Annotated in this window: 23 protein-coding genes; 1 reads left to right on the forward strand and 22 read right to left on the reverse strand. The window is 62.9% G+C overall.

What is annotated here, in order from left to right; all coding sequences use genetic code 11:
* The 17 genes from QMC81_08955 to QMC81_09035 all read right to left on the reverse strand — a co-directional run.
* Positions 1-1,073, reverse strand: a 1,073-nt coding sequence (locus QMC81_08955) for a hypothetical protein (protein ID MDI6907595.1), incomplete at its 3' end; no start/stop codon positions are given.
* Positions 1,063-3,465, reverse strand: a complete 2,403-nt coding sequence (gene cas3 / locus QMC81_08960) for a CRISPR-associated helicase Cas3' (protein ID MDI6907596.1) — start codon at positions 3,463-3,465, stop codon at positions 1,063-1,065. The genes QMC81_08955 and cas3, both read right to left, overlap by 11 nt.
* Before the next feature lie 445 nt (positions 3,466-3,910).
* Positions 3,911-4,309 (reverse strand): hypothetical protein, encoded by a 399-nt coding sequence (locus tag QMC81_08965; GenBank protein MDI6907597.1) that lies wholly within the window; start codon positions 4,307-4,309, stop codon positions 3,911-3,913.
* Between the two features lie 203 nt (positions 4,310-4,512).
* On the reverse strand, positions 4,513-5,544 hold the full coding sequence (locus tag QMC81_08970; protein ID MDI6907598.1) for a WYL domain-containing protein: 1,032 nt from the start codon (positions 5,542-5,544) through the stop codon (positions 4,513-4,515).
* Between the two features lie 94 nt (positions 5,545-5,638).
* Positions 5,639-6,637, reverse strand: a complete 999-nt coding sequence (gene cas6 / locus QMC81_08975) for a CRISPR system precrRNA processing endoribonuclease RAMP protein Cas6 (protein MDI6907599.1) — start codon at positions 6,635-6,637, stop codon at positions 5,639-5,641.
* 80 nt (positions 6,638-6,717) lie between these two features.
* The gene (locus QMC81_08980; protein ID MDI6907600.1) at positions 6,718-7,686 is read right to left on the reverse strand and encodes a 2-hydroxyacid dehydrogenase; all 969 of its coding nucleotides are present in this window, start codon (positions 7,684-7,686) and stop codon (positions 6,718-6,720) included.
* A gap of 7 nt (positions 7,687-7,693) precedes the next feature.
* The gene (locus QMC81_08985; protein MDI6907601.1) at positions 7,694-8,911 is read right to left on the reverse strand and encodes an MFS transporter; all 1,218 of its coding nucleotides are present in this window, start codon (positions 8,909-8,911) and stop codon (positions 7,694-7,696) included.
* 3 nt (positions 8,912-8,914) lie between these two features.
* Entirely contained in the window at positions 8,915-10,966 is a 2,052-nt protein-coding gene (locus QMC81_08990) for a TRAP transporter permease (protein MDI6907602.1), read from the reverse strand.
* 93 nt (positions 10,967-11,059) lie between these two features.
* Positions 11,060-12,100, reverse strand: a complete 1,041-nt coding sequence (locus tag QMC81_08995) for a TAXI family TRAP transporter solute-binding subunit (GenBank protein ID MDI6907603.1) — start codon at positions 12,098-12,100, stop codon at positions 11,060-11,062.
* A 69-nt stretch (positions 12,101-12,169) separates the two neighbouring features.
* Positions 12,170-13,132 carry an NAD(P)-dependent oxidoreductase gene (locus QMC81_09000; GenBank protein ID MDI6907604.1) on the reverse strand — a complete coding sequence of 321 codons (963 nt, stop codon included), beginning with the start codon at positions 13,130-13,132 and terminating at the stop codon, positions 12,170-12,172.
* A 32-nt stretch (positions 13,133-13,164) separates the two neighbouring features.
* On the reverse strand, positions 13,165-13,836 hold the full coding sequence (locus QMC81_09005) for an isochorismatase family protein (GenBank protein MDI6907605.1): 672 nt from the start codon (positions 13,834-13,836) through the stop codon (positions 13,165-13,167).
* Positions 13,837-13,856: 20 nt separating this feature from the next.
* Positions 13,857-15,041, reverse strand: coding sequence for a Xaa-Pro peptidase family protein (locus QMC81_09010; GenBank protein ID MDI6907606.1), 1,185 nt, complete (start codon positions 15,039-15,041; stop codon positions 13,857-13,859).
* A 14-nt stretch (positions 15,042-15,055) separates the two neighbouring features.
* Entirely contained in the window at positions 15,056-16,438 is a 1,383-nt protein-coding gene (locus QMC81_09015) for an MmgE/PrpD family protein (protein ID MDI6907607.1), read from the reverse strand.
* 47 nt (positions 16,439-16,485) lie between these two features.
* Positions 16,486-16,851: a hypothetical protein gene (locus QMC81_09020; GenBank protein MDI6907608.1), complete on the reverse strand. Its 366-nt coding sequence runs from the start codon at positions 16,849-16,851 to the stop codon at positions 16,486-16,488.
* 250 nt (positions 16,852-17,101) lie between these two features.
* A complete protein-coding gene (locus tag QMC81_09025; GenBank protein MDI6907609.1) occupies positions 17,102-17,461 on the reverse strand; it encodes a DUF3870 domain-containing protein in 360 nt (119 codons plus the stop codon).
* Positions 17,462-17,606: 145 nt separating this feature from the next.
* A complete protein-coding gene (locus tag QMC81_09030; protein ID MDI6907610.1) occupies positions 17,607-18,512 on the reverse strand; it encodes a LysR family transcriptional regulator in 906 nt (301 codons plus the stop codon).
* 68 nt (positions 18,513-18,580) lie between these two features.
* Positions 18,581-20,512 carry an aconitate hydratase gene (locus QMC81_09035; protein ID MDI6907611.1) on the reverse strand — a complete coding sequence of 644 codons (1,932 nt, stop codon included), beginning with the start codon at positions 20,510-20,512 and terminating at the stop codon, positions 18,581-18,583.
* A gap of 205 nt (positions 20,513-20,717) precedes the next feature.
* Here QMC81_09035 and QMC81_09040 point away from each other — a divergent pair, with 205 nt between their 5' ends.
* On the forward strand, positions 20,718-21,812 hold the full coding sequence (locus QMC81_09040; GenBank protein MDI6907612.1) for a DNA methyltransferase: 1,095 nt from the start codon (positions 20,718-20,720) through the stop codon (positions 21,810-21,812).
* An 18-nt stretch (positions 21,813-21,830) separates the two neighbouring features.
* On the opposite strand, the gene QMC81_09045 is transcribed toward QMC81_09040, so the two are convergent.
* The 5 genes from QMC81_09045 to QMC81_09065 form a co-directional block, all read right to left on the reverse strand.
* Positions 21,831-22,349, reverse strand: a complete 519-nt coding sequence (locus tag QMC81_09045; protein MDI6907613.1) for a hypothetical protein — start codon at positions 22,347-22,349, stop codon at positions 21,831-21,833.
* Between the two features lie 147 nt (positions 22,350-22,496).
* Positions 22,497-24,572: a beta-propeller domain-containing protein gene (locus QMC81_09050; GenBank protein ID MDI6907614.1), complete on the reverse strand. Its 2,076-nt coding sequence runs from the start codon at positions 24,570-24,572 to the stop codon at positions 22,497-22,499.
* A gap of 69 nt (positions 24,573-24,641) precedes the next feature.
* On the reverse strand, positions 24,642-25,973 hold the full coding sequence (locus tag QMC81_09055) for a diguanylate cyclase (GenBank protein MDI6907615.1): 1,332 nt from the start codon (positions 25,971-25,973) through the stop codon (positions 24,642-24,644).
* A gap of 409 nt (positions 25,974-26,382) precedes the next feature.
* Positions 26,383-26,517, reverse strand: coding sequence for a cyclic lactone autoinducer peptide (locus QMC81_09060; GenBank protein MDI6907616.1), 135 nt, complete (start codon positions 26,515-26,517; stop codon positions 26,383-26,385).
* A gap of 47 nt (positions 26,518-26,564) precedes the next feature.
* Positions 26,565-26,848 (reverse strand): accessory gene regulator B family protein (locus QMC81_09065; protein MDI6907617.1); only part of this gene is annotated, 284 nt, incomplete at its 5' end.

Consider the following 26,848-nt stretch of genomic DNA (forward strand, 5'->3'; position numbering starts at 1 on the left):
AGGCAACCGGTCACCCCGTCGCGCTGTTTGTCACCGATGTGCTCACGGATCACCACGATGAAAGCGTTGGCATCATCCCGATCATTAATCGCAAACCAGGACGGCAGAGTCGTGAATGAATAGTTCATCAGGGCCGCGGCGGTTCCTAAGCTCTGGAAAAAGGCCTGGTGCAGGCCACGCACCACCTCGGCCGGTCTCCTCCTCCGCAGAAGAATGCCCCCATCCATGACGTCAGAGTGAAGAATCAGCAACTCGGTCAGGCGCAAAGCCGCTTCAATGTCCAGGCGTACACCGCCCCAAAGCTGGTACTTCAGGAGTTCGTAGCGCAGGAATTCCAACTGATCCAGTTTGATGTTACCCGGTTCGATAACGAACACCTTGAAGTTCCCGCTCTGTCCGTACGGAAGCATGGCACGGAAGGTGCCCCGGATTTTCATCCATTCGGCAAAAGGATTTATTACCTTGTCCGAAATGCTGCCGGGGGTGGTCGAATCCGGTTTGGGGCGATGGACGCCCTTTCCTGAAATCGGATTGAAGACCTGGCTGTTGCTGACCTCGGGAGCATCCGCTTTCTGACCGGTGACTCCAAGGTGATAAGCAGTCCATAGGGCCGCCCGGCGGGGATCCTGAATAATCCAGTGGTACAATTGCTTGTCCGATGACCAGCCTTTGCGCATGGACGCCAAGAACACAGCCATCCCGTACTCGGCCGAGGGTTGCGGTGGTTCGGGCAGACCTTGCTCGGCCAAGGCTCGCAGAAGCGCCTCGCGCTTTTTGCCGGTGGCGCGCCGGAACTCGCGGAGTTGTTCGGCCTTCTCCCTTTCCCTTTCATAATCCAGGACCTCACCCGAAGGCCGCTGTCCGTCACTCTTGATGTAAATGAAGGGATAGCCCGGTCTAACGGGCGGCCAGTCTGCAAGAGGCGGCAAATCGCCGGGGTCCAGGACAAACCGGTCGCCACTGTCGCGCACCTGCACCCCCTTTCCCGTAATGTCCTGCAACAAGCTTGCCAGACCGATCGCCTCCAGGGAATCGGCGTAGGTCATCGTGCGCTTGGGGATCTCATACCTCACTGTTTCTCCCTCCTTTCGCGCTCCCCGCCTGGTCGGCAAGGCGTAGTAAACGAACCAGATGCCAGTATAGGGGTAGCCATGGTCGGTCTTCTTCCCGCAGAGCGGCCACCAACTCCCGCGAAAACCGGCCGTTCTTGCCGCACAGATCAGGATCCGGTTGGTCCGCCAGCCTCTGCACAGGGGGCAACCCCAGACCAGAAAGCAAGGGGTTCATTACTGCGGCGACATTGGGAATGAGCCGGAAATCCTGCAAAGTGGAAGCATCCCCTTTGTGATGCCGGGCAACGGCGGTGAGAACACAAGCGGCCAACTCCGCCCTGTCGGGGAAAAGATCATAGAGATACACTGACGCCGCGTAAGCCCCCTCCACGGCGTGGTTGGGCCGTCGCCCGTGCTTCTGAATCGGCTCCCAATCCGTCTCAGGGTCATAGTCAGAATGCGCCAGCGGTTCATCCAGAGCCCTATCAGGGGTTTTGGCCTTCTGCCAGGCCTTGATCTGTTCTTGCCATTTCACGCCTAGCTTGCCGGTGTCGTGGAGGATAACCGCCAGCCGTTCAGCCTGCTGGATGATATCGCCCGGCACGCCGGTTTCGTCTGCAAGGCGTTTCCGCGCACAGGTGGCGGCTGCCGACAGTCGATAGAGCTCTTCAAGGGCCAGCCGGATGTGCTCGACGTAGGTCTCGCAGCGGTAGTGGTAACACGCCTGGACACTGTGCACCACGTATCGGACCTTCGAGCGTTCACCGGCTTCCCCCAGTCTTAGCCCCAGTTCCCGTGAATAGTGGGCGTGATCGGGGTGGATGGCGACGAGCCAGGTCAAGGCGGTCTCCCCGGGCTCAAACCGCTTCCAGTCAAAGCGCAAACCCGCGTACTGTTCGCCCCCGTGGGCATCGGCAGCCACGGGCACCTTGGCAACCCAGTTCCCGGTTTCATCGCCCGCCACGCGCTTCAGAAAGCCGCGCAGGAAACGAGTCGGCACGGATAGCGTCTCCGGCCACTCCCCCTGCCGGTCAAAGCGCACCTTTTCCGGCTCGGCGATGACAAGGACATTGATGCTGTCCACATCCCGTATGAGCTCCTCGTGGGCGTTACGAAGGATACCGTCCATCGTCTTGTTGATCTTCGTGCGCCATTCGTTGAGATTGATGCTCTCTAGAACCCGTCTCTCAATCGGGCCGTGTACCTCGTCAACGGCACGCTGTTCATCCTGAGCGGTCAGGACTTCCCCCGACATCGCCGTCAGTACCGCCCACGTTCCTGCCATCTCTGCCTCACCGTACGGAGGGTAAGAGTCTAGAGCATAAACCTTAACGGCTCCATCCCCCCCATAGCGCGCACAGCGCCCTGCACGCTGAACGAGGCTATTCATGGGAGCCAGTTCGGTATGCAGAGCATCCACGGAGAAATCCATCCCGGCCTCGACTACCTGCGTGCTGATGAGGATAAAGTTTTCAGGCATATCCTGGCTGGACTTTCCGAGACGGTCCACCACATCCTGTTCCTTGTCCATCCGATCTTCACGATAGAAGCGGGAGTGTAGCAAGGAGAGGCGGACACCCTCCTTCTTCACCTCGCTCAGCTTCTCACTTAGTTCCTTGTACAGTTCCTGTGCCCGATCAACGGTGTTCACCAACACCAAGGTGCGCCCGCCGCCGGCATTCAGGTGCTCGGAAAGAACGGCCTCCGCCGTCAGGGCACCTTGTTCCACGATCCATTTGCGCCGTGTCGGACCCCGTTTTTTCCGCTTTTCCAAGCTTGCGAACTCCGCATCGCTAGGGCTGATAACCCGGGCGCCCAGGCGGTTGGCGAGCCACTGGACACTGAAGTCGGACAGGGTAGCGGTCATCAGTACGAATTGACAATAGAGTCTAAGGCGGTCGAGCATTTCGATGGTCGTGACCATCGAGCGGTCGGGATCGAGCAGGTGGAACTCGTCGAAGACAACCAGGCTTCCGATCAGGGCTCCGGCATTGATGTTGGCTAGGCGGGAGGGTAAGGAGACAGGCGACAGCAGGTAGGATGACAGTAGCTGGTCAATGGTGGTAAAGACAATGTCACCCTGGAAGAACGGGTCATCTTGCTGCTCCCCCGTCTGGATGCTAATGGAAAGGCCGGTCTCATGGCTTTTGCTCGAATGCACAACCCATCCCGCCCTGCGGCAGGAGTCAAGGGTCGAGGCGTAAAGCTGCGACGCCAGGGACCTCAACGGCAAAGCGTAGAGAACCCTATCCGCGACAGGCCTGCCGATTTGTTTGGCCAGGAGAAACGGAAGCAGCACGGCCCACGTCTTTCCGGCCCCGGTTGGCGCACGGAGAATGATGCTCGCCCCATTGAGCAACGCCGCGGCAGCCTCTTCTTGAAACCGATACAAGGAAACTTGGGAGTCGCCCATCAGTTTCCGGAACAACGCGTTCAGTTCATCAGTTTTTCTGACGTCGCTCATAGGTAACCTACCTCTCACAAGACATATTCTCTGAGAACAAACATATGGATTTACTGGTTATGGCTTGTCAAGTAGGCAATTACAATGAGTACAACAGCTGCACTTAGCAGAAGTAGCGTTAGTTGCGCCATTATTTGTATAATGAATTGCATTGTTTGTATCACCACCCAATTTGATTGTTGAAGACATAGTCAGTCTACGTTATTCGCAAATTGGAGGAGTGATGCCTAACACATAATGGCAACATAGACTGTCCATTGGTTTACGCCTATCGATACCTTTACCCCGCAAAAGAGGACTGAAAGAATTCTATTGTTGAAGTTACGTCAGATGACCCGCAAAATAGGGGACATGTCAGATGCCCTTGCCAGCCCAACCTAAAGCCGATTCCGGTCTATTCCAGGGGTTCCCTGTCCAGTAGCTGGCTGGCAGCCCATAAACCGATCAGCCAACTCATCAACCGACACAAGCCGGACCACCCCTGGTCTTGACGTTTATCTGCCTTCCCATCCCCGTCATTGAAGCCTGATATCAGGAGGTACGCCGTCATCGCCACCGCCCCCGTGCCGGCCAAGCACATCCCCAGCCAAAAGGGCAGGCCGACCAGGGATTCGAATATTAAGGCACAGACGGCAGCAAGGCCGAGGGCCAGGCCGAAGACAATCGCCAAAAAAACCGCCAGACCTGCAAGGCAGACCAGACCGAACAGAAGCAACGGCGAGAAGACGACGGCCAGGACCGCGCCGCCGGCGACGTAGGCCAAGGCGCGGTAAGTAATGCGCAGTACACGCATGAACGCAATCCCCCCAAGCGGAGCCACTACAGAAGTCCTGGCTGGCATCGTTTGCCATATGATGCTTCCCCTAATGCGGTTCTCTGCAAGGATGGCCCCGTCGTCCAGTCATCAACCTTCAATAAATGCCCGTAGGGGAGCTAACTCCCGTAATAAAACAAGAGGTGAAACCAATCCCGGTAAACCGTTGGGCTGCCCCGCTTCTACTCCTCCCCCCCGCCGCTTCCGTACACCCCCGCCAGGGCTGCCGCCGTCGCGGCCACATCCCGGCGCAGGGTCTCCGGTTCCAGGACCTCGGCGTGGGCGCCGAAGGAGAGGATCCACCGTTTGACCTCGCCCAGGCCGGCGACGTTGAGGCGCAGGATGAGGCCGCCGTTGTCCAGCTCTTCAATCTCCTGCGAGGGGTGCCACTGCCGTTCGCGGACGTACCGCGCCTGCTCGCGGTCGAAGCGCACGGCCACGGCGTGCAGGCCGCCGCCGCGCTCAATCCCGAGGCTGTCGCCCAGGTATCCTACGATGTTGAAGTCTTTATCCGGGATGAAGCTGACGTTCGTGACGGTGAGTTGCCGGATGCGGTCCAGGGCGAAGATGCGCACTTCCCGCCGCCAGTGGCAGTAGCCGATGAGGTACCAGGCGCCGTCGCGGAAGTGCAGGTGGTAGGGGTCGACCAGGCGCTCGGCGCAGTCGTCCCGGCTGGCGGTGTAGTAGGTGATGCGGATGCTGCGGCGGGCGCGCATGGCCTCGGTCAGCTGGTGGTAGGTCTGCAGCAGGGCGGCCTCGTCACCGCGCGGGGGATTGATGCCGAAGGAGATGGTCTGCTCCACGAACCCCAGGTTCACGGTGACCTCATCGGGCAGGGCCATGCAGATCTTGTGAAAGGCCCTGCGGACCGCCACCTCGAAAGGCGTTCCGCGGCACTGGCTGAGGATTTTCTGCCCCAGGAAGAGGGCGACCAGTTCCCCCTCCGCGAGGGTTATCCCGGGGAGGCGGAAGTCATTCCGGGCGTAGTAGTAACCGTTGCGCCGCTTGCTGTACACGATAGGAGCGCTCATCAGGTCCCGCATGCAGGCGATGTCGCGCTCCACCGTGCGCGCGCTGACCTCCAGCTTTTCCACCAGCCAGGGGACGTTGGGATACAGGCCGGCACGGACGTACTGGTCGATCTTGTAGATCCGCCAGAGGCTGTTTCGTTCCAGGGAGAGGCCGGAACCGTTCTTCCCCATACCCATACCCATCCCCGCCACCTCCGGTTCCCCGCCAGAAAGCGGCGCCGATTGTTTGCTGGATTATAAACCATCTACTCCGACGCTTACTGTCGGGGTGATATATTTAGCCCACCGCCGCCTCCGCGGGCTCGGCCAGGGTGTACCAGCCCATGCCGAAGACGGCGCCCTTGCCGACGTGGACGTGCTCCCCGAGGAGGATGAACGGTAGGAACTCGGCGAGATCCCCCTCGTAGACGACCGGTCCTACCAGGCCGCCAAGGGCGATGCGCGCTTCCTGCCGCGCCGAGTACCGTTCCCAGTCTACCCAGCGGGTTTGTTCGCGCACCGTGGTTACCGCCTCGGCGCGGGCGATCAGCCCGGTGAAATCGGCCTGCCACTCCCAGCCGTGGTGGAAGTAGGCCAGGGATGATAGGCGGCGCAGGAGGGCGCGGATCAGGACGTGGAAGTCGGCGCGGTTCGCCCAGCGGTCCTGGTGTTTTAGGCGGGTCGGGGTAAGAAACTCCAGCCCCAGGCGTGTCCATCCCCCGGGCAGGCGGGCGCGGGCGAAAAGGTCCTCGCCGCGAATGGCGGCCGGCACTGGACGCACCGTCCGGTCGGCGTCGCTGAAGACGGCATGCACCGCCCCGTGGCGGTCAAGGGCGCGCACCTCGCGGAGCGTGTACGGACGGCGGCCCTTGCCGATCCCCTCGCGGCCCAGTTCGTCCAGGCAGACAATGAAGTACGGCAGGTATTGCACCGCCCGCCCGACCAGGACCAGACCGAAGATCAGGCTCTCCCCCGGCCGGTATTCGGCCTTCGTCTCCAGGGGCGGCTCCAAAATGAACGGCCGGGGGACGGCCTCCAGGTTCTTCAGTACCTGGGCGTCCCCCGGCGGGGATGTTTCAAAAATGTACGCATAGGGGCAGGCTTCTTTAAGCAGGCAGCGCGGGCACTCGGCCTGCCGCTGGGAGCAGGCGATACGCCGGAAGACCCGGCCGAACCCCCCGCGCAGGGTCGAGCCCTTGTAGGGCGGGAGCAAGAGCCCCTGCTCCCCGGCCTCCAGGACGACCTGGTAGCGGGCGAAAAAGAAATCCTTTAGTTGCTCGCTCCCCGCTTCCGGCAAATGCTCGCGCCCCTTGCCTTCATCCTAATTTCCTAGGCCTTTCGACGCGGGGGAGGAAAATCCTGCAGAGATTGGGAGATTTAAACGCTATTCAGCCTGTTTACTATGTACCGGGGCTTTTCTCCCAGCATCAGGCGTTCGATGTTTTCCCGCACCGCGACCGCCGTCGCCCGGAGGACCTCTTCAGTGGTCGCGCCGATATGGGGAGTGACAACGACATCCGGCCGGGCCAGCAGGGGGTCGGCCGGGTCGGCCGGTTCTTCCCAAAGCGCATCGGCGGCGAAACCGCCCAGCTTCCCGCTCTCCAGCGCCGCCGTCAGCGCCTCACGGTCGACCAGCGGCCCGCGGGAGATGTTTATCAGGTACGCTCCCTTTTTCATGCGCCCCAGTTCTTTCTCCCCAATCAACCCCTCGGTCCGGGGGGTAAGCGGCAAGGCCAACATCACATAGTCGGACTCGGCCAGTAACACGGGCAGTTCGTCCGGCTCCCGGACCCAGTCGATCCCGAGCGCCTTGGCCGCTCCCGGCACCGGCTCGCCCGTTACGGCAATGACGCGCATCCCAAGTCCGCGCGCCCGCAGGGCGACAGCCGTCCCGATGCGCCCCAGGCCGACGACTCCCAGGGTCTTCCCTGCCAGCTCGGAACAGACCGGCTCACCTACGCGGCCCTCTGCGAGCACCCGGCGGGCCAGCGGCGCCCTCTTCGCCAGAGCGAACATCAGGTAGATCCCCAGTTCCGCCACGGCCACGGTGTTCAGCCCGGGGATGTTGGCCACCGGGATGCCCAGCCGCGCCGCGCAGGCCACGTCGACGACGTCGCTCGCCACCCCGAACTGCTGGATGAGCTTGAGGGTTCCGGCACGACGGAGGATTTCCTTGTCAATGTAGTGCAGATGAAAGCCCATGCTGCTGGTCACCAGCACGTCGAGCCGTCCGATGACCGTTTCGAGTTGTGCCCGGTCCCTGATCACCGTGCACTGATGGTCTGCCAGTTCGTCTCGCAGGTACTCTATCGTGTTCCTTGATTTGGACAGGATGCCTACATGCATCCCCTGTTCACCCCTTATGACCCGTATTGCCGCCGAGGGTTGCCGAGGGTCGTTCCAACCCCGTACCCATCAACGCCGGACGGAGCGCTGCGGCCGCCCCGATCAAGAGCACCGTACCGGCCCCCAGGAAAGCGGCCGGGAAGCCCGCCGCGCCAGCGATGCCGCCCAGGATGACGGGGCTGATGGTCTGCCCCAGCCGGTTAACCGAGATGCGGACACCGATAGCCGTCCCGCGCCGCTCCACCGGTACGCTGTCCGCAATAATGGCCATGGTGACCGGCTGGCTGGCCCCTTTTGCCAGGCCGAACAGCCCCGCACAGAGGGCCAGCAACGGCAGGGTGTCGACGATGACTGTCGAGGCCAGTCCCACAAAACTGCCGAGCATCGCCAGCGCCAGGAGCCAATAACGCCCCAGCAGCCGGACGGTCCACCCGATCAGGGGACGAATAAAGATCGATGTGGCGTTCTGTACCGAAAAGAGCAAACCGATGGCTCCGGCTCCCAAACCCAGGTGGTGCAGGTACAGGGCATAGACCGAATCATAAGCCCCGATGGCGATGTTAATCGCAAAACTGCAATAGAGTGCCGTCAGCGAGCCGCCGACCAGAATGGTAACCCAGTTTGACTTTCGATCCCCCGTACCCCGTGTGTGGCGGGATTTCCATTCTCCGCGCGGAAGAAAAAGGGCCAAAAGTACGGGGAGCAGACTCACGGCCAGAAAACCCGTGAACACGGCGTGATAACCTGAGAACTCCTTGACCCAACCGCAAAGGACGGGCCCCACGGTGCGTCCCAGACCGATCAGCAGAGTGAGATACCCAAACCCGGCGTCTTTGTCCGGCGCGGCGACGGCGATGAACGTCTGGGCACCGACAACGATCAGAAGCTGGCTCACGCCGATAAGGCCGACCGCCGCGCCAAGGGTCCATAGTCCATCGGCGCGCTGCAGGACCAGCCCGGCTGCCCCCGTGCCGGCGGTGCCTAGAATAAAGAGGATGGGGTGTCCTACCCGGTCCGCCAGCACACCCGCCGGTATCGCCAGCAGGAAAGGCAGGGCGCCGAAAAGCGAAACCACCAGCCCCGCCTGTGCCGGCGTGGCGCCCAACTCCGTGGCGTAAATCGGCACAAACGGCGAAAGCCCCTGCCACTGCGCGAAGTGCACAAAGCTGATCGCGTAACAGAACAGGATGTAGCGGCGACGGGTAAGATCATCCAGGGGGCTCACGGTCTACTCGGCGCCGGCCTGTGCCGGCGCGCTCCTCGATGTCGCCGCCTGCGCCTTCCCCACCGGCTTTTTCCGGCTCATAATCTGCATCGCCGTGACCAAGATAAAGATGCCATAGCCGATGATGTCGGTGGTCAGCCCCTGTTTAATCAGCAACATGGCGGCAATGAACAGCGCCACCCTGGCCACCGTGTTCAGGGTCCCGCAATACCAGCCCTGGATGGCTCCGGCAAGCGCCGTAACGCCGATCAGCGCGGACACGATAGCCAACCCGATGTGCAGCGGATCCCCCTGGGCCAGCAGAGCCGGGCTGTAGACAAACATGTAGGGGACGATAAACCCCGCCAGGCCGACCTTGAGCGCTGTCCAGCCCACGTCCCACATACTGGCCCGGGCAATGGCGGCGGCGGCGAAGGAGGCGATGGCCACCGGCGGGGTAATGGTCGCCAGGATCGCGAAGTAAAAGATGAACATGTGGGCCGCCAGTTCGGGAACCCCCATCTGCACCAGCGCCGGCGGAATAACGGCCGCCGCGGTCGCGTATGCGGCCACGGTGGGCACGCCCATCCCCAGGATCAGGCAGATGATCATGCTGAAAAACAGGGCCAGGAAGAGGTTGTCTCCGGCATAGGCGAGGATGATGTTGGCCGCCTTCAGTCCCAGGCCGGTCAGGGAGAGAATGCCAATGACGATACCGGCGCCGGCGGTGGTGGCCGCGATCTCCATGATGCCCCGCCCGGCCGACGCGAAAATCTCCACGATATCCCGCAGGCCGATCCGCGTGGCCTTGCTCAACCAGCTCGCCACCAGGGTTAGGGCAATGGCGATGATCGCCGCCCGGTTCGGGGTGGACTCCATGCCCACCAGGACGAAGATCAAGGCTACCAGGGGAATGAGCAGGTGGCCCTGCTCCCGGATCAGCTTTTTGAGCGAGGGCAGGCCGCCTTTGACCGAACCCAGACCCGTTTTGGCTGCCTGGAAATCCACCATCCAGTAAAGACTCATGTAGTAGAGCAGAGCTGGGATGACCGCCGCGACGACAATGCTCCCGTACGAGATGCCAAGGACTTCGGCCATTAAAAAGGCCGCCGCGCCCATTACGGGGGGCATCAATTGCCCACCGGTGGAAGCCACGGCCTCAATGGCGCCCGACATCCCCGGGGAAAACCCGGCCTTTTTCATAGCCGGGATCGTAATGGAACCGTCAACGACGACGTTGGCCACGGCTGCCCCGGAGATCGTGCCAAAGAGCGCGCTGGAGACGATTGGGACCTTCCCCAGGCCGCCCCTGGTACGCCCGGTTAAGGCCAGGCCCAAATTGACAAAGAGGTCTCCGGCGCCGGAGCGCTGCAGGAAGACCCCAAACAGGATAAAGATAAACACATACTGCGCCGACACGCCCAAGGGGATCGTGTAAATGCCAACGGGACTGTAGAGGAAACTGATCACCCGCTCCAGGGAATAACCCCGGTGCCAGAACAGTCCCGGCAGGAAGGGGCCGATGATGGCGTAGGCAATGAAGGCCACCGCGATGACCGGCAGCGCGATGCCGCTGGTCCGGCGCATGACCTCCAGCACCACCAGGACGGCGATCCCCCCGAAGACGATGTCGAGAGTCTCCGGCGAACCGCCGCCGGCGCGAAACAGCAGCCCGTCGAAATCAACAACCATATACACTATGGTGGAAACGGTGAGGACCATCCACACGACGTCGCCCAAGGAAACCCGCTCGCGGGGCGACCGGGCACTGCCGGGAATGAGCATAAAGATAAGAAGCGAGGCAAACACGAGGTGCCCGCTTCGGAACAACCATGGATCCAGCGGGTCGATATACAGCGAGTAAAGCTCAAACAGGGTCAGGGCCAGCCCGAGGGAAAAGACGATTTTCCCCGCCGGCCCTTTCAAGCTGCGCAACCGCACGATCCTGGAATCGCTGTCCAGGACCTCCGACCCGCCGGCGGCCGTCTCGTCCGTTGACTCCCGGGAGGCCTGTAACGGTCCCGCCGAGGCCGTACAAGGAGGTCTATCGTCCTTTCGTCGTTTCCATTTAAACATTATGGCCATCACATCCTTAGCGGTTCGGATACGGGAAGTTGGTGACCGCCGGCGGTCACCGACAGTCACCAACTCGACGACAGCGTCCCGGAGTTACTTCATTTCCGGCGGAATGGCCACCTCGGGCAGCTCGATGCCGATCTCGCGATAGTATTTAACGGCCCCCGGATGCATGGGAATGGTCGTGTACTTCGCGTTTTCCGCCTTGGAGTCCACCGAAGCCTTATAGGCCGCCACCAGTTCCGGGTTCTTCTCAAAGGCCGTCTTGACCAGGTTGTAGATGAAGTCTTCCGAGATGTCCTTGTGGGTCACCACGAAGGTCCAGTCGGCCAGGGTCTCAATGTCCTCGGTCTGCCCCTTGTAGGTGCCTGCGGGGATGACGCCGAGCTGGACGTGGTACTCCTTAATGAACTTCTCGCCATCTTCCTTCGGGACACCAAAGACCTTGGCGCCGCGGGTCGTGCACATCTCCTGGGCCGGCGGCGCGGGGATGCCGCTCCAGGCCCCGACGGCGTCGAGCTGGCCGTCGATGAACCGCTGGTTGGCGTCCTCAAAGTTGGCCAGGTTGGTGATTTGGGCCGGCTTCACGTCAAAGAAGTCGAACAGCTTGCGTCCGTAGTCGTTCAGGAAGCTGCCGGGGCCGGACATGTCGACGCGCTTCCCCTCGAGGTCGCGGAAGCTTTTAAGGCCGCTGTCCGGCGTGGTCCACCACTGCATGTACTGCGGGAACATCGGCATCACGGCGCGCAGGTTGTCGTACTTGGCGCCTTTGGCCTTGCCCTCTCCGTTATACGCCTCCCAGGCGCTGGCGCCCGGGGCCGGGCCGAAGTCGGCCTGCCCCTTGTTGATCAGGTCCATGCTCTGCCACGGGCCGCCGGAGGCCTCCACCTGCATCGGGACGTTCATGTGTTTCTGCACAACCTGAGCCAGCGCCGAACCGAACATGTAGTGCGCCCCGCCCAGGGCCGAGCCCGACCAGATAACACCCTTCGGCCAATCCTTTTGCGCGTCCGCACCGCTCTTGTCGCCGGGCTGTTCCTTCGCGCCGCCGCCGCAGCCGGCCGCCAGCAGCGCAACCGTCACGAGCAGAACCGTTGCCGCCAGGGCCAGGATCTTCGTCCGCTTACGCATCATCTTGAAGTCGCCTCCTTCTTGATGCAATGAATAATGATTGGAACCTTAACCCCCGGGTTATTGCCGAATTCACCATGGATGTTCCCGCAACCAACGCAGATAGAGAGCCACACCTTGGGATAAATCCGTCCTCGGCGCAAAACCCACCTCCCGTCGGAGGCGTTCGATCTTCAGCGGCCCGCGGAAGCTGGTACGCGTCCGATCGTCCGCCGGTAGAATGCCGGAGCCGATAGTGATCTCCGCTTCGGGAACGAGATCCTTGATAACCCTGACCAACTCGCCGAGCGTATGGGCCCTTCCGGACGAAAGGTTATAGACCTTATGGTCCAGCTTCTTCGCCCGGCGGACGGCCAGCAGGCCCGCGGCGACATCGCCCGCGAAGGTAAAGTCCCGGGGATGGTCGCCGCCGTACGCCAGTTCCACCCGCCGCCCCTCCAGGGCGGCGCGGCACCAGAACTGGACGTGCACCGGGCCGGGGTGGGTGCGCTCCATCGGCCCATAGGGGGCCGAAACCCGCATCGAGATAAACTCCAGGCCGTACTTTTCGCCGTAGGCGATCCCCAGCGTCTCGGCCATCTGCTTAGTGGTGGCGTAGACGCCCCGCGGCGCGGGGGGGTCGTCCTCACTGAGGGGTTGCCGGTCGGGTCGCGGGCCGTACTGCGTGCCGGACCCGACGTAGATGAACCGCGGCACTTCCCTCCCGGCGGCCAGGGCGAGGAGCTGGGCCGTCCCCCCGACGTTGACGGCGTAGGCCCTACCCGGATCGGACCGGGCCGCCGGCTCGCCGTTGACCGCCGCGGCGTGGATCACGCACCGGATGTTAAACCGCTTAAGGTTATCTCCGAGGAGGCCGCCGTCCAGTATGTCGCCCCGCACGAAGCGAAACAGGGAGCGCCCCGCGCCGAGCAGAGTCAGCGCCGGGGGATAGGGCTCTTCGAGACTGTACCCGACGACTTCTTCCCCCGCCTCCACCAGCGCCCGCACGATGTGCGCGCCCAGAAATCCGCTGCTTCCCGTAACCAGGACGGCCATCCGCATGCCTCCTCCCGCTTACCGGGTCTCCCTTACGTGAACATGTAGCCCGGCTGGGCGGTCAGGCCCTCGAAGTAGTCGAGGACCTCCTGCAGTCCCACGACGTCGGCGTACTTCATGTCCATGTCGAACAAGCTGACCTTGTGCACCAGGTCCATGCGATCCCCCACGCATTCCACGGGGACGACGACCCGGAAGTTGTAGGAAAAGCCGTCGACGACGGTCGCCCGGACACAGCCGCTGGTCGTCAGGCCGGTGACGATGATGGTGTCGACCCCGAGGTAATGAAGCATCGCCGCCAGGTTTGTCCCGAAAAAGCCGCTGGCCTTGTTCTTGGTAATGATGACGTCGCCCTCCCGGGGAGCCAGCTCGGCGACGACCTCGTCGGCCTCGGGGGTGATGTCCTTCGCCCCGCCGACCTTCTCGCCCCAGATGCCCTTCTCCGCCGGGGTGGACCGCAGGCCGACCTTGCAGTAGAAGACCGGCACGCCCTTCTTGCGCGCGGCCTCAATGAGGGTCGCGTTGGCGTCGATGACCGCCTGGGTGTTGTCCCCGTGCCCCAGGGCGAAGCGCTTGCTGGCATAGAGGTTAATGATGTCGACGACGATAATCGCCGGCTTGCGGCCGAAACCGGTCCTTCGCCCATGGCCGCCGGTCTTGTAACCGCTCAGGTTCGTGCCTTCCAACAATTTATCCCAGTCCATTGCGCACACCTCTTGTGAATTTAGTCCAGCAGGTCCTCCTCATAGGGCGCCCTGCTCAATACGCGGTACCCGTCTCCGGTGATCAGGAAGGTATCCTCGATCCGTACCCCGCCGACCCCTTCCTTCCAGATGCCGGGCTCAAGGTTGATGATCATCCCTTCCTCAAGGACGGCATCAAGCTCAGGGAAGCGGGCGGTGATGTACGGCGGCTCCTGCCGGATGCCGATGCCGTGGCCGGTGTAGGGGTAGCCGCCGTAATACTTCTCCAGGCCGGCCTCCCGCACCACGCCCAGGCAGGCCTCCTCCAGGGCCGACGTCCTGGTCCCGGGCCTCATAATCGTCCGGGCCGCCTCGAGGGCCTTGTAAACCGTGCGGTAAATGAGCTTAACCTCCGGATCCGGGCGGCCGCCGGTCCAGACGGTGCGGGCGAACTCGGAGCGGAAGCCGTTGAACGAGCCGGGCCCGTCGATGACCACCAGTTCCCCGCCGCGGACCGGTTTGTCCGTGGCATAGCGCCGTACGGGAGCCGCGCGTTGGCCGGAGGTGCACCAGAGGTCGGTGGTGTTGCAGCCGCGGCGCAGCATCTCGTACTGCGCTTGAGCCGTGATCTCGACCTCGGTGTAACGGCCCCAGCTTTCTTTGGCCATCCGGATGGCCGTGTTCATTCCGGCCTCCACCAGGCTGACCGTGTGTTCGTAGGCCTTAATCTCCTCCGCGTTCTTCACCATCCGCATGCGGTTAAGCGCCGCGGTGGCGTCGGCGAAGCGCATCGACGGGAAGGCTTTGACGATATTGTTGTGGAGCGAGGTGCTCATCTTCGTGTCCAGGCCGACGACGGCCCCGCCGAGCTTGTACTCCTCGAAGACCTGCCCGAAGAGGGTCGGCCAGGGTTTCTGGTAAGGCGGGAGCACCCGGATATCGGCGTAGGCCCGGTCCTTCAGCACGGCCCCCGAGTCCCCCTCGGAGGCAAAGATCACGGGTTCCCTGTCCTTGATGAACAGCACGCCGTAAGAACCGGGGTAGACGCTGGTCCGGTGCCGCGGCCAGCCGGTAAGGTAGATGACGTTGTCCACGGCGTTGGTCAGAATGGCGTCCAGGCCCTCTTCGGCCATGATCCGCCGCGCCCGCTCCCGGCGCAGCCCCATCAGCTTCGCCCAGTCCACGAGCGGCCGTGATGGTTCCAACAGACCAAGAAACGAAGTCACGATTGCCCCTCCTCCTACCCGGCGACCTGAAGCAGTTTCGTCAACTCGCGTACGTCGGCGAGCTTGTCCAGGTCGTCGACCGCCTTGATCACGGCGGCCATCGCCGGCTCATCGAGCGCGAACCGCGCCACGTTGCGGAATTTCTCCTCCAGGCGCTCCTTGCTGAGCGGGTTCTGGGGCTCGCCGCTGCAGTAGTCGACACGGCTGGTCAGGACGCGCCCGTCCTTCAGGGTCACGTCCACGAAGGCCGTCTTGGCGGTCGGCGGCATCCGGTCCGCTTCGGGCTCGGGGACCATCCGGACCTTCCTGCCCAGCTCCAGGATCCTGGGGTCCCGGTACTTCTCCTCGCTGAACTGGTCCAGGCCGCAGGCGCGGTCGAAGACCGTCACCGCCAGGATGAACGGGACGCTGTTCTGCGCCTCGAAGTAGTTCGTCGGCGGGAAGTGGTGCAGGGCCTTGTTGCCGGCGACGCCGGTCGTGGTGCGGACGAGGATGCCTTCCACGTCTTCCGCGTTGACCGGCTCGCGCCGCAGGATGTCCAGGAGCGCGTCGATGGCCGAGTGGGCGCCGCCCTTCGTCGGGTAGCACTTGAGGCCGATCTCCAGGGTCTTCCAGTGCTTCCCGAGGTCCCTGGTGATCAGTTCCGGTTCATACACGTCCGAAATGATGTGGCCGATGTTGCCCCAGTTCCCGTCGAAGATCAGGTCGCCGCCGGTGATCCCCTCGGCCGCCATAAACGCCGCGGCGATGCCGTTCTCCGCCGCTCTCCCGATGAGCACGCGCTTGCTCATGGAAAGCCCGCCGGACCAGATGCCGCTCGGCTGGCTCCCGGCCAGGGAGAGTGCCTCCGCGGTTTGCTCCGCCGTCAGGCCGAGCATCTTCGCCGTCACGGCCGCCGCGCCGAAGGTGCCGATCGAACTGGTGGAGATCCAGCCCCGGGCGTAACCCTCCTTGCCCACGTGCGTCGCCTCGGCGATACGGATGCAGATCTCGTTCGCCGCCACCAGGGCGGTCAGGAGGGTCCGGCCGCCCGCGCCCAACCGCTCGGCCGCGGCGACGGCCGCCTGCACGAGGACAGTGTTGGGCTTGAACTTCGTGCGGTGGTGTGCGTCCTCCAGTTCGGCGACGTTGGCGAACGACCCGTTGGCGAAGGCCGCCTGCATGCAGTTGACCTTGTACGGGGTGCCCCAGACCACGGACTCGCCCGGCGTGGGGAACCGCTGCAGGTAACGGACGACCATTTCCCCCATCGGGGAAACGGCGCCGTAAAGCCCGTTGCCCAGGCCGTCCAGGAGGTGGCCCTTCTCCTTCTCAATGACTTCCGCGGGAATGTCTGCGTATTTCAGGCCGGCGATGAATTCCGCCAGCACGCGACAGCGGTTGACAGCTTCGCTCACCGTAATCCCTCCAGTTACGAAATGGCTCTCTTCCCCCTGTGCACGAACTACTGCAGCTTGCCGGCAAACTCCTTAACCTTGTGGTAGCACTCCATGCACTTGTCCCCCAGTTCCGGCCGGTAGGGGTCGACGCCGCGTACGTGGTACGGCCGCAGGTCCTCGATGTATTTCATGGCCGCCAGGATTTCCTTGACCTCGCCGTTGACCTCGCGGTTCAGCGCGGGCTTGTCGGAGTGAAGGAGGTCGAACCCTTCCTCGGTAACGCCGAGTTTGTGCAGAATGCCATTCAGCCAGTGGGTTCCCGCGAGCATGCAGTTTTCGATCACGGTCTCGTAATCCTCATGCACGTCCAGTTTCTTCAGCATTGTCTCTTCGATGCGTGCCGCTTTGGCAAAATGATCGCTGGGTTTCATTACTTAACTCCTCCTTGGTTTGGTCTTAAATCACAGCCGTGGGTCCAGGATCAGAAACCAACCATTCCTATGGCGCTGCCACCCCCCTTCCTGCTCGGATCGCAAAAAAAATCTCAGCCACACGACGATCCACCCCGCGTTTTGCGGGTTCCGCCTGTTCGCTGAGATCTACCTACTAAACACAGAAAGGGTTACGGCCCCCTGCCATAGGTAACAGCGCTATATGCACTTGTCAAATGTAGACTTTAACTCATGTGGCCCGGGTTCCAACCTGCTGCGTCAGCGTCTTGACCCGGGAGGCGCGGTAACGCTCGTAGGCCGCCTGCAGGGCCCTGATCACCGCCCCCTGGGAGAAGGCCTGGAACCTCTCTTGCACGGTCTCCGTCAAAGGCTCGATGCCCTGTTTCAGACAATACCCCACCGTCAGCTTACGGAGGAACTCCACGGAGACCTTCGAGTACAAAGAGAAATCGGCGTTAACGATCTCCTCGCTCTCCCAGTCAATTTCCAGCACGGCGGTGACCATGCGCACCGTTTCATAGGCCGTCGTCGCCCGGGGCAACTGGGCATTGCCCGACACCAGGATGGTTTTTCCCGTCCGGGTACCCACTCCGACCTCACCTCATCCCAATTTATAAACTTTTTCGACAACAGACGCCCGTTTTCCTGCAATTTGCCTCTCCACGCAGGTCAGCGCCATACCGCATGCTCCCATCGTCACAAGCCAGGCCAGGATTTGCCCCGGCCGCCGGCGGCTATCGTCGGCGACGCGACCGTGATTCCAGGAAACGCCAGAAAGCCTGCGCCGCCCGGTGCAAACCCCAGCGGCGGTTATAGGCGATGAAGACCTCGCGCTTCACATTGAAGTCCCGAACCGGGACGCGGACCAGGTTCCCCGCCGCCACCTCGTTCTCTACGGCCCAGGGGAAGACGAACGCGAGGCCCAACCCGTTCCGCACGGCCCCTTTTACCGCCTCGGTATTGTTGAGTTCTATGGCCACCTTCGGCTCTCCGGGGTGGCCCGGAAGAGACCGCAACCCCTTCTCAAAGAGCTGGCGTGTTAGGGAACCCTTCTCCCTCATTACCATAGGGTGCTCCAGGACCTCGGAAACGGCCACCGTCCCGCGGGCGGCAAGGGGGTGCCGGGGGGAGACCACCAGCAACAGCTCGTAGCTCAGGAAACTGACGATTTCAAGATCCTCGTGGGCGAAAAACGCCCCTAAAACGGCGATATCAATACGGTTCTCTAGAAGCTTGCGGATCGTCTCCCGCGAACTGGCGATCTGGAGTTCAATCTGAATATCCGGCCGTTTGCGGTTGAAATCGGCGATAATGCCGGGCATCAGGTAGCTCCCCGTCGTGCGGCCGCTTCCCACCAGGACCCGGCCGCATCCCCGCTGCCGCCGGTTGTCAATATAGTCACGGATCTGTCCTTCCAGGAGCAGCAGGTCCTTGCCCCGTTCGTAGGTATGGCGCCCCTCCGGGGTCAGTTCAAAGGCATGCCCCTTGCGGATCAGCAGTGTCGCGTCGAGTTCCTTTTCCAGTGACTGGACGCGGAAGCTGACAGTCGCCGGTGCCACGTGCAGCCGCTGCGCCGCCTCTTTGAAGCTGCCCTCGTCGACGACGGCGATGAACGCCCGCAGGTAATCAAGATTACGCACCCTTCTCACTCTCCCGGCTGCGTTGGCTATTCTCCGCAGCCGGGAGCATGTCCTCTTTGGAATATGTTCTAGTTATCCTGCTCCCGCACGTAGTTGAGCAGCCCGCCGGCCAGGAGAATCGCCCGTTCGCGCGGGCTCAGCTCGCACCGCGCCTCTATTTCCAGGCCTTTGGTGCGGTTGACCAGCACGACCGGCCCGTCCGAAGAAAGGGCCGAACGGCTGCCCTTCAGTTCCAGTTCGTCCCCCTCGCTGATCCGGGTGTAGTCTTCCGGGTCCGCCAGGGCCAGCGGCAGGATCCCGAAGTTGATCAGGTTGTTCCGGTGGATGCGGGCAAACGACTTGGCGATGACGCCCTTCAGCCCGCGGGACAGGGGGGCCATCACCGCATGCTCACGGCTGGAACCCTGGCCGTAGTTCTCGCCCGCCAGGACAAACCAGGGTCCGGGCTGCTGCTCCAGGCGCCGGTCGAATTCCGGGTCCACCCGGGAGAAGATGTACCTGGCCATCGCCGGGATGTTAGAGCGCAACGACAGCAGGTGGGCGCCGGCCGGCATAATGTCGTCGGTGCTGATGTTGTCCCCGAGCTTGATCATGACCCGACCGGAAAGGTCCTCCGGCAGCGGCGCGGTCGCCGGGAAGGGCTTGATGTTCGGCCCGCGCACAATTTCCACCGCCGACCCGTCTGCGGGCGGCAGCAGGATCATCGAGTCGTCCACCAGAACGGCCGCCGGCAGGTCAACGGCGGGGTACGGCCCGAGGTCCCGCGGGTCGGTCAGGACCCCGGTCAGCGCGGCGGCCGCCGCCACCTCCGGGCTGGCCAGGTAGACCTGGGCGTCGAGCGTGCCGGAACGCCCGCGGTAGTTGCGGTTCACCGTCCGCACCGAAACGGCGCCCGAGGCCGGAGCCTGGCCGATGCCGTTGCACGGGCCGCAGGCCACCTCGAGGATCCGCGCCCCGGCGTCGACGAGGGTCTCCAGGACTCCGGCGGCGATCATCTGTTTGAGGACCTGCCGGGACCCCGGCGCCACGACCAGGCTTACCGTCGGGGCGATCCTCCGGCCCTTCAAGATGGCCGCCACCGTCGCCATGTCCTTATACGAAGAGTTGGTACAGCTGCCGATGACCACCTGCTGCACCGGCGTCCCCGCCGCTTCGGCCACCGGGACGACATTGTCCGGGCTGTGGGGCTTAGCCACTAGGGGCACGAGTTCGTCGAGGTTGACGACGACGGTTTCATCGTAAACGGCTCCCGGGTCGGCCGCCAGCGGGATCCAGTCCGCCTCCCGCCCCTGGGCGGCCAGGAAGGCTCGGGTCTGCTCGTCGCTGGGGAATACCGAACTGGTCGCCCCGAGTTCGGCGCCCATGTTGGTGATCGTCGCCCGCTCCGGCACCGAGAGCGTGGCCACGCCGTCCCCGAAATACTCGAAAACCTTGCCCACGCCTCCCTTGACCCGCAGGCGGCGCAACACCTCCAGGATGACGTCCTTGGCCGCGACCCAGGGCCGGAGCCGGCCGACAAGCCGTACGCCGACCACCTTCGGTGCCTTGAGGTAATAAGGGGCGCCGGCTAAGGCCACCGCCACGTCCAGCCCCCCGGCGCCGATCCCCAGCATCCCCAGCCCCCCGGCGGTGGGGGTATGGCTGTCCGAACCCAGTACGACCTGCCCCGGCACGGCGAAGCGTTCAAGGTGAACCTGGTGGCAGATGCCGTTCCCGGGCCGCGAAAGGCGGATGCCGTACTTGGCGGCCACACTGGCCAGGAAGCGATGGTCATCGGCGTTCTCAAAGCCCGCCTGCAGGGTGTTGTGGTCAATATAGCTCACGGATAGCCCCGTCTTCACCCTGGGTACGCCGATGGCCTCGAATTGGAGATAGACCATCGTCCCGGTGGCGTCCTGGGTAAGGGTCTGGTCACAACGGATGCCGATCTCCTGTCCCGGGGCCAACTCCCCGCTGACGATGTGGGACGAAAGGATCTTTTGCGTTACGTTCTGTGCCAAGCCGGTCACCATCCCTTGCATTGTATACTGCTGCTTCACCAGTCTAGCTTCAAGGGGCGGTATCAAACCCCTGCCGGGTAAGGTTAACGTTTTTGTCGCAGGGGGGATCCGATTCAAAAAGCTTGAATCGGGAGGATACCCCCCGCCGGCTGTTGAATTCTGTGGAGAATCGGACCCTGTTGTCAGCGGGAAAGGAGTTCGCCTCTTGGAACCAAACAAGAACAACCACGAATCGCAGGAATATCTCATCGTCAGCCGCGCCAGGTTCCTGGAGCGCATCGGCACACTCGCCAACCAGGCGAACCTCGCCGCACTCAAGGCGGAAGCGGCCTCGCTCAACTCCGCTCTCAAGGGCCGGGACGCCGAACTGGTCGATCCCGTTGACGGCGAGGGGATGCCCCTGAAAATCGGGCCCCTGCTGGAGGAGATCCGGCAGATCCTTGACGCCTACACCTTCGAACGCGCCCGTTACTACGCCGAGCGGCTGCGGAAAGGGTTCACGGAGGTCAAGACCAGCGGCATCAACGACATCAACCTCCGCCGCTGGAAGGACTATGACGAAATCCTGACGGACAGCCTCTGGGTCATCGACCGCCGGGATACTTCGGGCGCCCACCTGGGCTGGTACTGGGGCAATTACATCCCCCAGATCCCCCACCAGCTCATACTGCGCTATACGAGGAAGGGGGAACTGGTCGTCGACCCCTTCGTGGGCAGCGGGACGACCCTTATTGAATGCCGGCGGCTGGGGCGGCACGGCCTGGGGGTGGAGATTAACCCGGACATGGTGGAGAAGGCGCGGGAACTTGTGGCGTCCGAGGAGAACCCGTACGGTATCGTGACCCGGCTTGACGCAGGAGACAGCCGCTCCTACGACTTCCGGGCCGCCGTCCGGGAGATGGGATTCGACGCCGTCGACCTGTACCTGATGCATCCCCCGTACCACGACATCATCCGGTTCGGCGATGACCCGCACGACCTGTCCAACGCCGCGACCACCGAGGAATTCCTCGGAATGTTCGGCGCGGTGCTGGACAACACCCTGCCCCTGCTGCGGCGGGGTCGTTACGTGGGGATCGTCATCGGAGACAAGTACCGCCGGGGGGAGTGGATCCCCCTGGGGTTTTACTGCATGCAGGAAGTGATGAAACGGGGGCTGTCCCTAAAAAGCATCGTGGTTAAGAACTTCGACCAGACCAAGGGCAAGCGGCAACAGCAGGAACTCTGGCGCTACCGCGCCCTGGCGGGCGGCTTCTACGTCTTTAAGCACGAGTACATATTTATCTTCCGCAAGGTTTAGGAGACCGCAGGGGGGTTCTCATCGCACGCTGCAGCGGGCTTCCCTCCGCATCGATCTGATGGCGATGTCGTGCTCACCCAGCATCTCAAAAATTGATGCATGGTTCTCCTTCAGTTCGTGCATGGCCCCGTCCAGCCGGACCTGACCCTCTTTCAATGCAGCGATGTCGATCTTCATACCGGCAACATCGGCCTTGAGCCCGGCCACGTCGGTTTTAAGCTGGGCCACGTCGGCCTTGAGCCCGGCGACGTCGGTTTTAAGCTGAGCCACGTCGGCCTTGAGCCCGGCGACGTCGGTTTTAAGCTGGGCCACGTCGGTCTTGAGCTCGGCCACGTCGGTTTTAAGCTGAGCCACGTCGGCCTTGAGCTCGGCCACGTCGGTCTTGAGCCCGGCAATGTCCGCTTTCATTTCCGCCATTTCATCCCGAATATCTCCGATATCGGCCCTCATCTCTTCCACGGCCGCATTTGTATTACCAACGACGCGGATCAGTTCGGTTACCATGTCATACATCTGCTCCAAGCGGTCTTCAGTCATTTTCTTACCCCCCATCCCCCTCATCATTCCGGCCGCCAACCTGCCGCATATGGCATAAGTTGCCTGTCACCACCTACACTATACCATTGGGGCCCGCCGGGTCAAGCCCGGCGGGCCCTGGTCGCCGCAGGACGCGCGGGCGGGAAGTTACGGAAGCTCCACCCGGTTGACCTCCCCGAGGTCGTCCAGGCGGTTCATCTTGACCATCAGGTCCGACACGGTGTAGAGGACGTCCTCGATGTAGAGGCAGCGCTTGATCTCGGTGTCCGGCGTCGGCGCGTAGTCCGGCCGCGGGTCGGTAAAATGCTGCACCTTGCCCTTGAGCTTGATGCCGTCGGTCCCGACGTGGAAGACGTAGGCGCCCTGCCAGCCGCGAATGGGCGGCGGCGGCCAGATCCGCGCCTCGGGCGCCATAATCCGGTACGGCGGGTACGTCGAGACCGGGATGGCCAGGAGGTGCTTCTCCCGGCTGAAGAGGAGCGTCTTATGGTCGCGCAGGGCCGGGGAATCCGCGTCGGCGCCTTCGATCACGTACTTCGCCGTTTCCTTCGGATGCGCCGGGTCGCGCACGTCGAAGAGGGCGATCTTGAGACCGGCCTCCCGCCCCTCCGCGATCTCTTTGCCGATCCCAAGCAAGTGGTTTTCGTCGTAGGGGTGCAGGTAGTTGGAGTACCCGGGAATCTTCAACTCACCCAGCGCCCTCGGATTGGCGGGGTCCTGCAGGTCGATGACGAAGAGCGGGTCCACCTGGCGGAAGGTCACCAGGTAGCATCGCTCGCCCATGAACCGCGCGGCGTAGATGCGCTCCCCGGCGGCCAGGCCCTCAAGGCGGCCCACGGTCCGCATGTCCTTATCCAGCACGTAGACGTTGTTGCGAGTCACCCAGGGCCCGGTGAAGCTGAACCCGTCCGAGGTGGTGGCGATCCGGAAGCAGCCCCGGTACTCGTCCATGGAGAACTGGTTCAGCACCCGGCCGGGCACCTCGCCCCGGCCGAGGTAGGTCACGGCAGCGCCGTCGACGCCCAGCTTGTGGATGACGGTCATGCCGCGCTGCCGCGCTATTTCCGGGGCCGCCTCTTCCTGCCACTTCCGGTAGGCCTCCCGGAGTTTAGCCTCCAGGGCGGCGGCGCCGGGGGCGTCAAGCCGGTTCAGGTACTCGTCCACCATCGTCTCCGCCCGGTCAAGCTTGGTCGCGATGCCGGCCCCGGACCGCCGCAGGGCGTCGACCTTCGCCCGCAGTTCCGGGGGCAGGACCGGCCGCAGTTCGTCGAAGAAGCGCTCGGCGTAGGGTACCAGGTCCGGCGGCTTCGGGGCGGTCAGGTAGATGTGGTCCGGGGAAGCGAAGACGTTCTGCGAAACGCCGGTGAGGAAGGTCTTTTCGGTGACGTCGCGGCTCTTGTCCCGGACGTTGACCGCCAGGACAACGGTATACTGGTAGGCGCGGTCCGGGACATCAAAGTAGTGGATGCGGCTGGGCGGCACGACCCGCTCCGCGCCGTCCACGTCAAGCCGGGGCAGAGCCGGCTTCTCCGCGCCGTCCATAGCCCGGAAGACGGGCTCGTTCAGGACGACGTAGGACCAATCGCCGATCAGGCGGGAGGTCACATACTGCCCGGGCGTGCGCACCGTCCGCTCCAACACCGGCCGGGCGCGGTCGGTGACGTCGTACACCAGGAGCAGGAACTCCCCGGTCTCGCTCTCCTGCCCGAAAACCGCGAGCCGGTCGTGCGCGATAAAGGCTTCACGCGGCATGCCCGGGAACTCGACGCGGGAAAGCACCCGGGCGCCTTCCGCCGGGTAGGCGGCAAGGATTACGATACGGTCGTGCGTCAGGACGTAGAGGTACTTCCCGTCGGTTTTCACGATGTCGGCCTCGTCCACTCCCGCCACCTGGACGTTCGTGGCCGAGTGGTCGGGCGCCGGCGCCTTTGCCGACGGCGCCGCCATGTCCTGCCCGGCCGCCCCCACAGCCCCGCCTGCCGCGTCCATGGCGCGCAGCGGGCCATAAAAGGAATAGAGCCCGTCCAGCCTTTCGGCCAGGGCCGTCTGCTCCCGCAGGTAACCGGCCAATTCATCATACGAGGCGAACGTGGAGGGTTCGGCGGCAGCCGGCTCCGGGGAGCGTTGGGCCACCGACGCCCGGGGCCAAAGGAGTAGACATGTGATCATCAACGCCGCCAGGATCCCCAAACCGGTCACGCCCAGGAGAAAACGCCTGTGCATGGCACACCCACCCCTTGCCGGGAATTTCATGACTTGAAATCCCGGCCGGCGCTCGTTTGTGACAGTGGATCATGTTGCTGCCCGGTCCTCGTCGCCCGGGCACATCGTCACAAAGACCCGGGCCAGTTCCGGGTCGTAGAGAGTTCCGGCGCCTTTCTCGATCTCCCGGCAGGCTTCTTCGGGCGTGCGCTTAATCCCGTAAGGGCGCTCGGTAACCATGGCGTCAAAGGAGTCGACGATGCGCACAATGCGTGCCTCGATGGGGATCTCTTCGCCTTTGAGGCCTTCGGGGTAGCCGCTCCCGTCGTAGTTCTCATGGTGATACTTGATGACCGGTACGAGATCGTGCAGGAAAGGTATCGGTTCAACGAGTTCGCTGCCCCAGACGGGGTGGTGCCTCATAATCGCCCACTCTTCCCCGCTCAGGGGGCCCTGTTTGTTAAGTACGGTGCGGTCGATCTCCACCTTGCCGATGTCGTGCAGGTAGGCTCCGTAAGCCAACTGCCGCACCGCGGGCTCCGCCACGCCCACCTCTTTGCCGAGCCGCGCCGCGTAATCGGCCACGCGCTCGGAATGGCCGAAGGTGTAGTGGTCCTTCGCATTAATGACCATCACCAGGGTGCGGATGGAGTTCAGGGCGTCCCGTTCGTCCTGGCTCAGACATTCGTAGAGCGTATCGAGCACCGAACTGTAGACCTCGACCCGGTTTTTGGACGCGAACTTGGCCCGGTACAAAGCGTGGTCGGCATGGCTGGTAAGCTCGTTCAGGTCGTGCGCGTGAACGGGATAAGTGGCGACGCCGAAGGACATGGTGATCCTGCCGAACGGTTGTGTGCCCGAGCCGAAGAAGGAGTTGGACTCCACCGCGCGCCGGAGTTCCTCGGCCAGCCGGCACCCGTCCCCGTCTGTCTGTCCCGACAGGATGACCCCGAACTCCTCGCCGCCGTACCGGGCGGCAACGCCCCGGTCTCCTACCGTATCGGCGAAGATCTTCCCGATCCGGGCCAGCGCCTCGTCGCCCTTCTGGTACCCGTAAGAATCGTTATAAAGCTTAAAGTAATCAATGTCGCCGAGAATCAGTGTCAGGGGGCCTTGACCCATGGCGGCCTTCTCGAAGGCGTCGTGCAGCCGTACCCGGAAGCCGCGGTGGTTATACAGCCCCGTAAGGTCGTCCCGGTCGGCCATTTCCTCAAGCCGCGCGGCGTACGCCGCTTCGGCGTCGGTGATCCCGCCGAAGGCCCAGCCGAGGGAAAGTGTGAGAAGAACGAGCAGTATATCGGGCAACAAAACATCGGGGTTGTCGGGGGAAAGGCTCCAACCGATGATAAGGGCTCCGGCAACCACTCCGGTCAGGACAGCCAGGACGCGCCCCCGTAAAACGGCGGCCACGAAGACCGGCATGGCCATCATGAACTTGAGAGAGGTGTGAGGTCCGCCGGTCAGCGATATAACAGTTATTGCAAAAAAGAACGGGATGCCGATGTATACCAAGTCCCATGGATTAACCAAACTTTCAGGACGCCGAAACACCAGATCCTCTTTTTCGGCGAGATACATAATCAACGCCAAGAGAGTAAAGGACAGTAAAGCACCGAAAAAGGCTCGCCAGTCAAGAAAGCCTTCCATGCTAAAATCGGCGTATGAAATAAAGGCAATGAGTTGAATGAGAAATAGCGCGGCGAGAACGAGTCCCAGAGCTTCACGGACCATTTGATTTCTTTCGGCATCGATCCGGCGCAAGCGCAATCCCCCGTACCTGATTACATGATCCAAAGTTTAAGTGAGGTGGCTTCGCGCCACCTCGGTATGCCTAGTACTTTGCGAGTTTGTTCGGAACCTCGGGCTGATAATGAGCCCACGCACAGGCCGAGGCCGCGCTCACCTGGGCCACCAGGACCAGCGCCGCAGTTAGCCCGGTGAGAATCAGGTACTTGATCCGCCGCACACGTTCACCCCCTTGTAAACTGATTTCGCTGAGGGCTGCTGTGCCCCCTAAACGCCCTTTTCAGACCGGCGTCCCCCCAGAATACGGTCGGCCGCATGCATCACGGCATGCCCCGCGGATGTCAGGATGAAGGACTGCCACAAAAGGCCGAAGCCGGCGGCCGCCGCCAGTTCCTTTCCGGACGGCCCGGCGGCGGCCAGAAGAGCGGCCTGGGCGGCGGCCACGGCCAGCACCGCCACAATGGCCAGCATCTTCAGCCGGCGGCGGTGGACCGCGGTGCGGATCGGTTTCGCCGGGCTGTCGACCGGGGCGAGAATCAGTACCGCAAGGA

The organism is Thermoanaerobacterales bacterium, assembly GCA_030019475.1.
Lineage (GTDB): Bacteria > Bacillota > Desulfotomaculia > Desulfotomaculales > JASEER01 > JASEER01.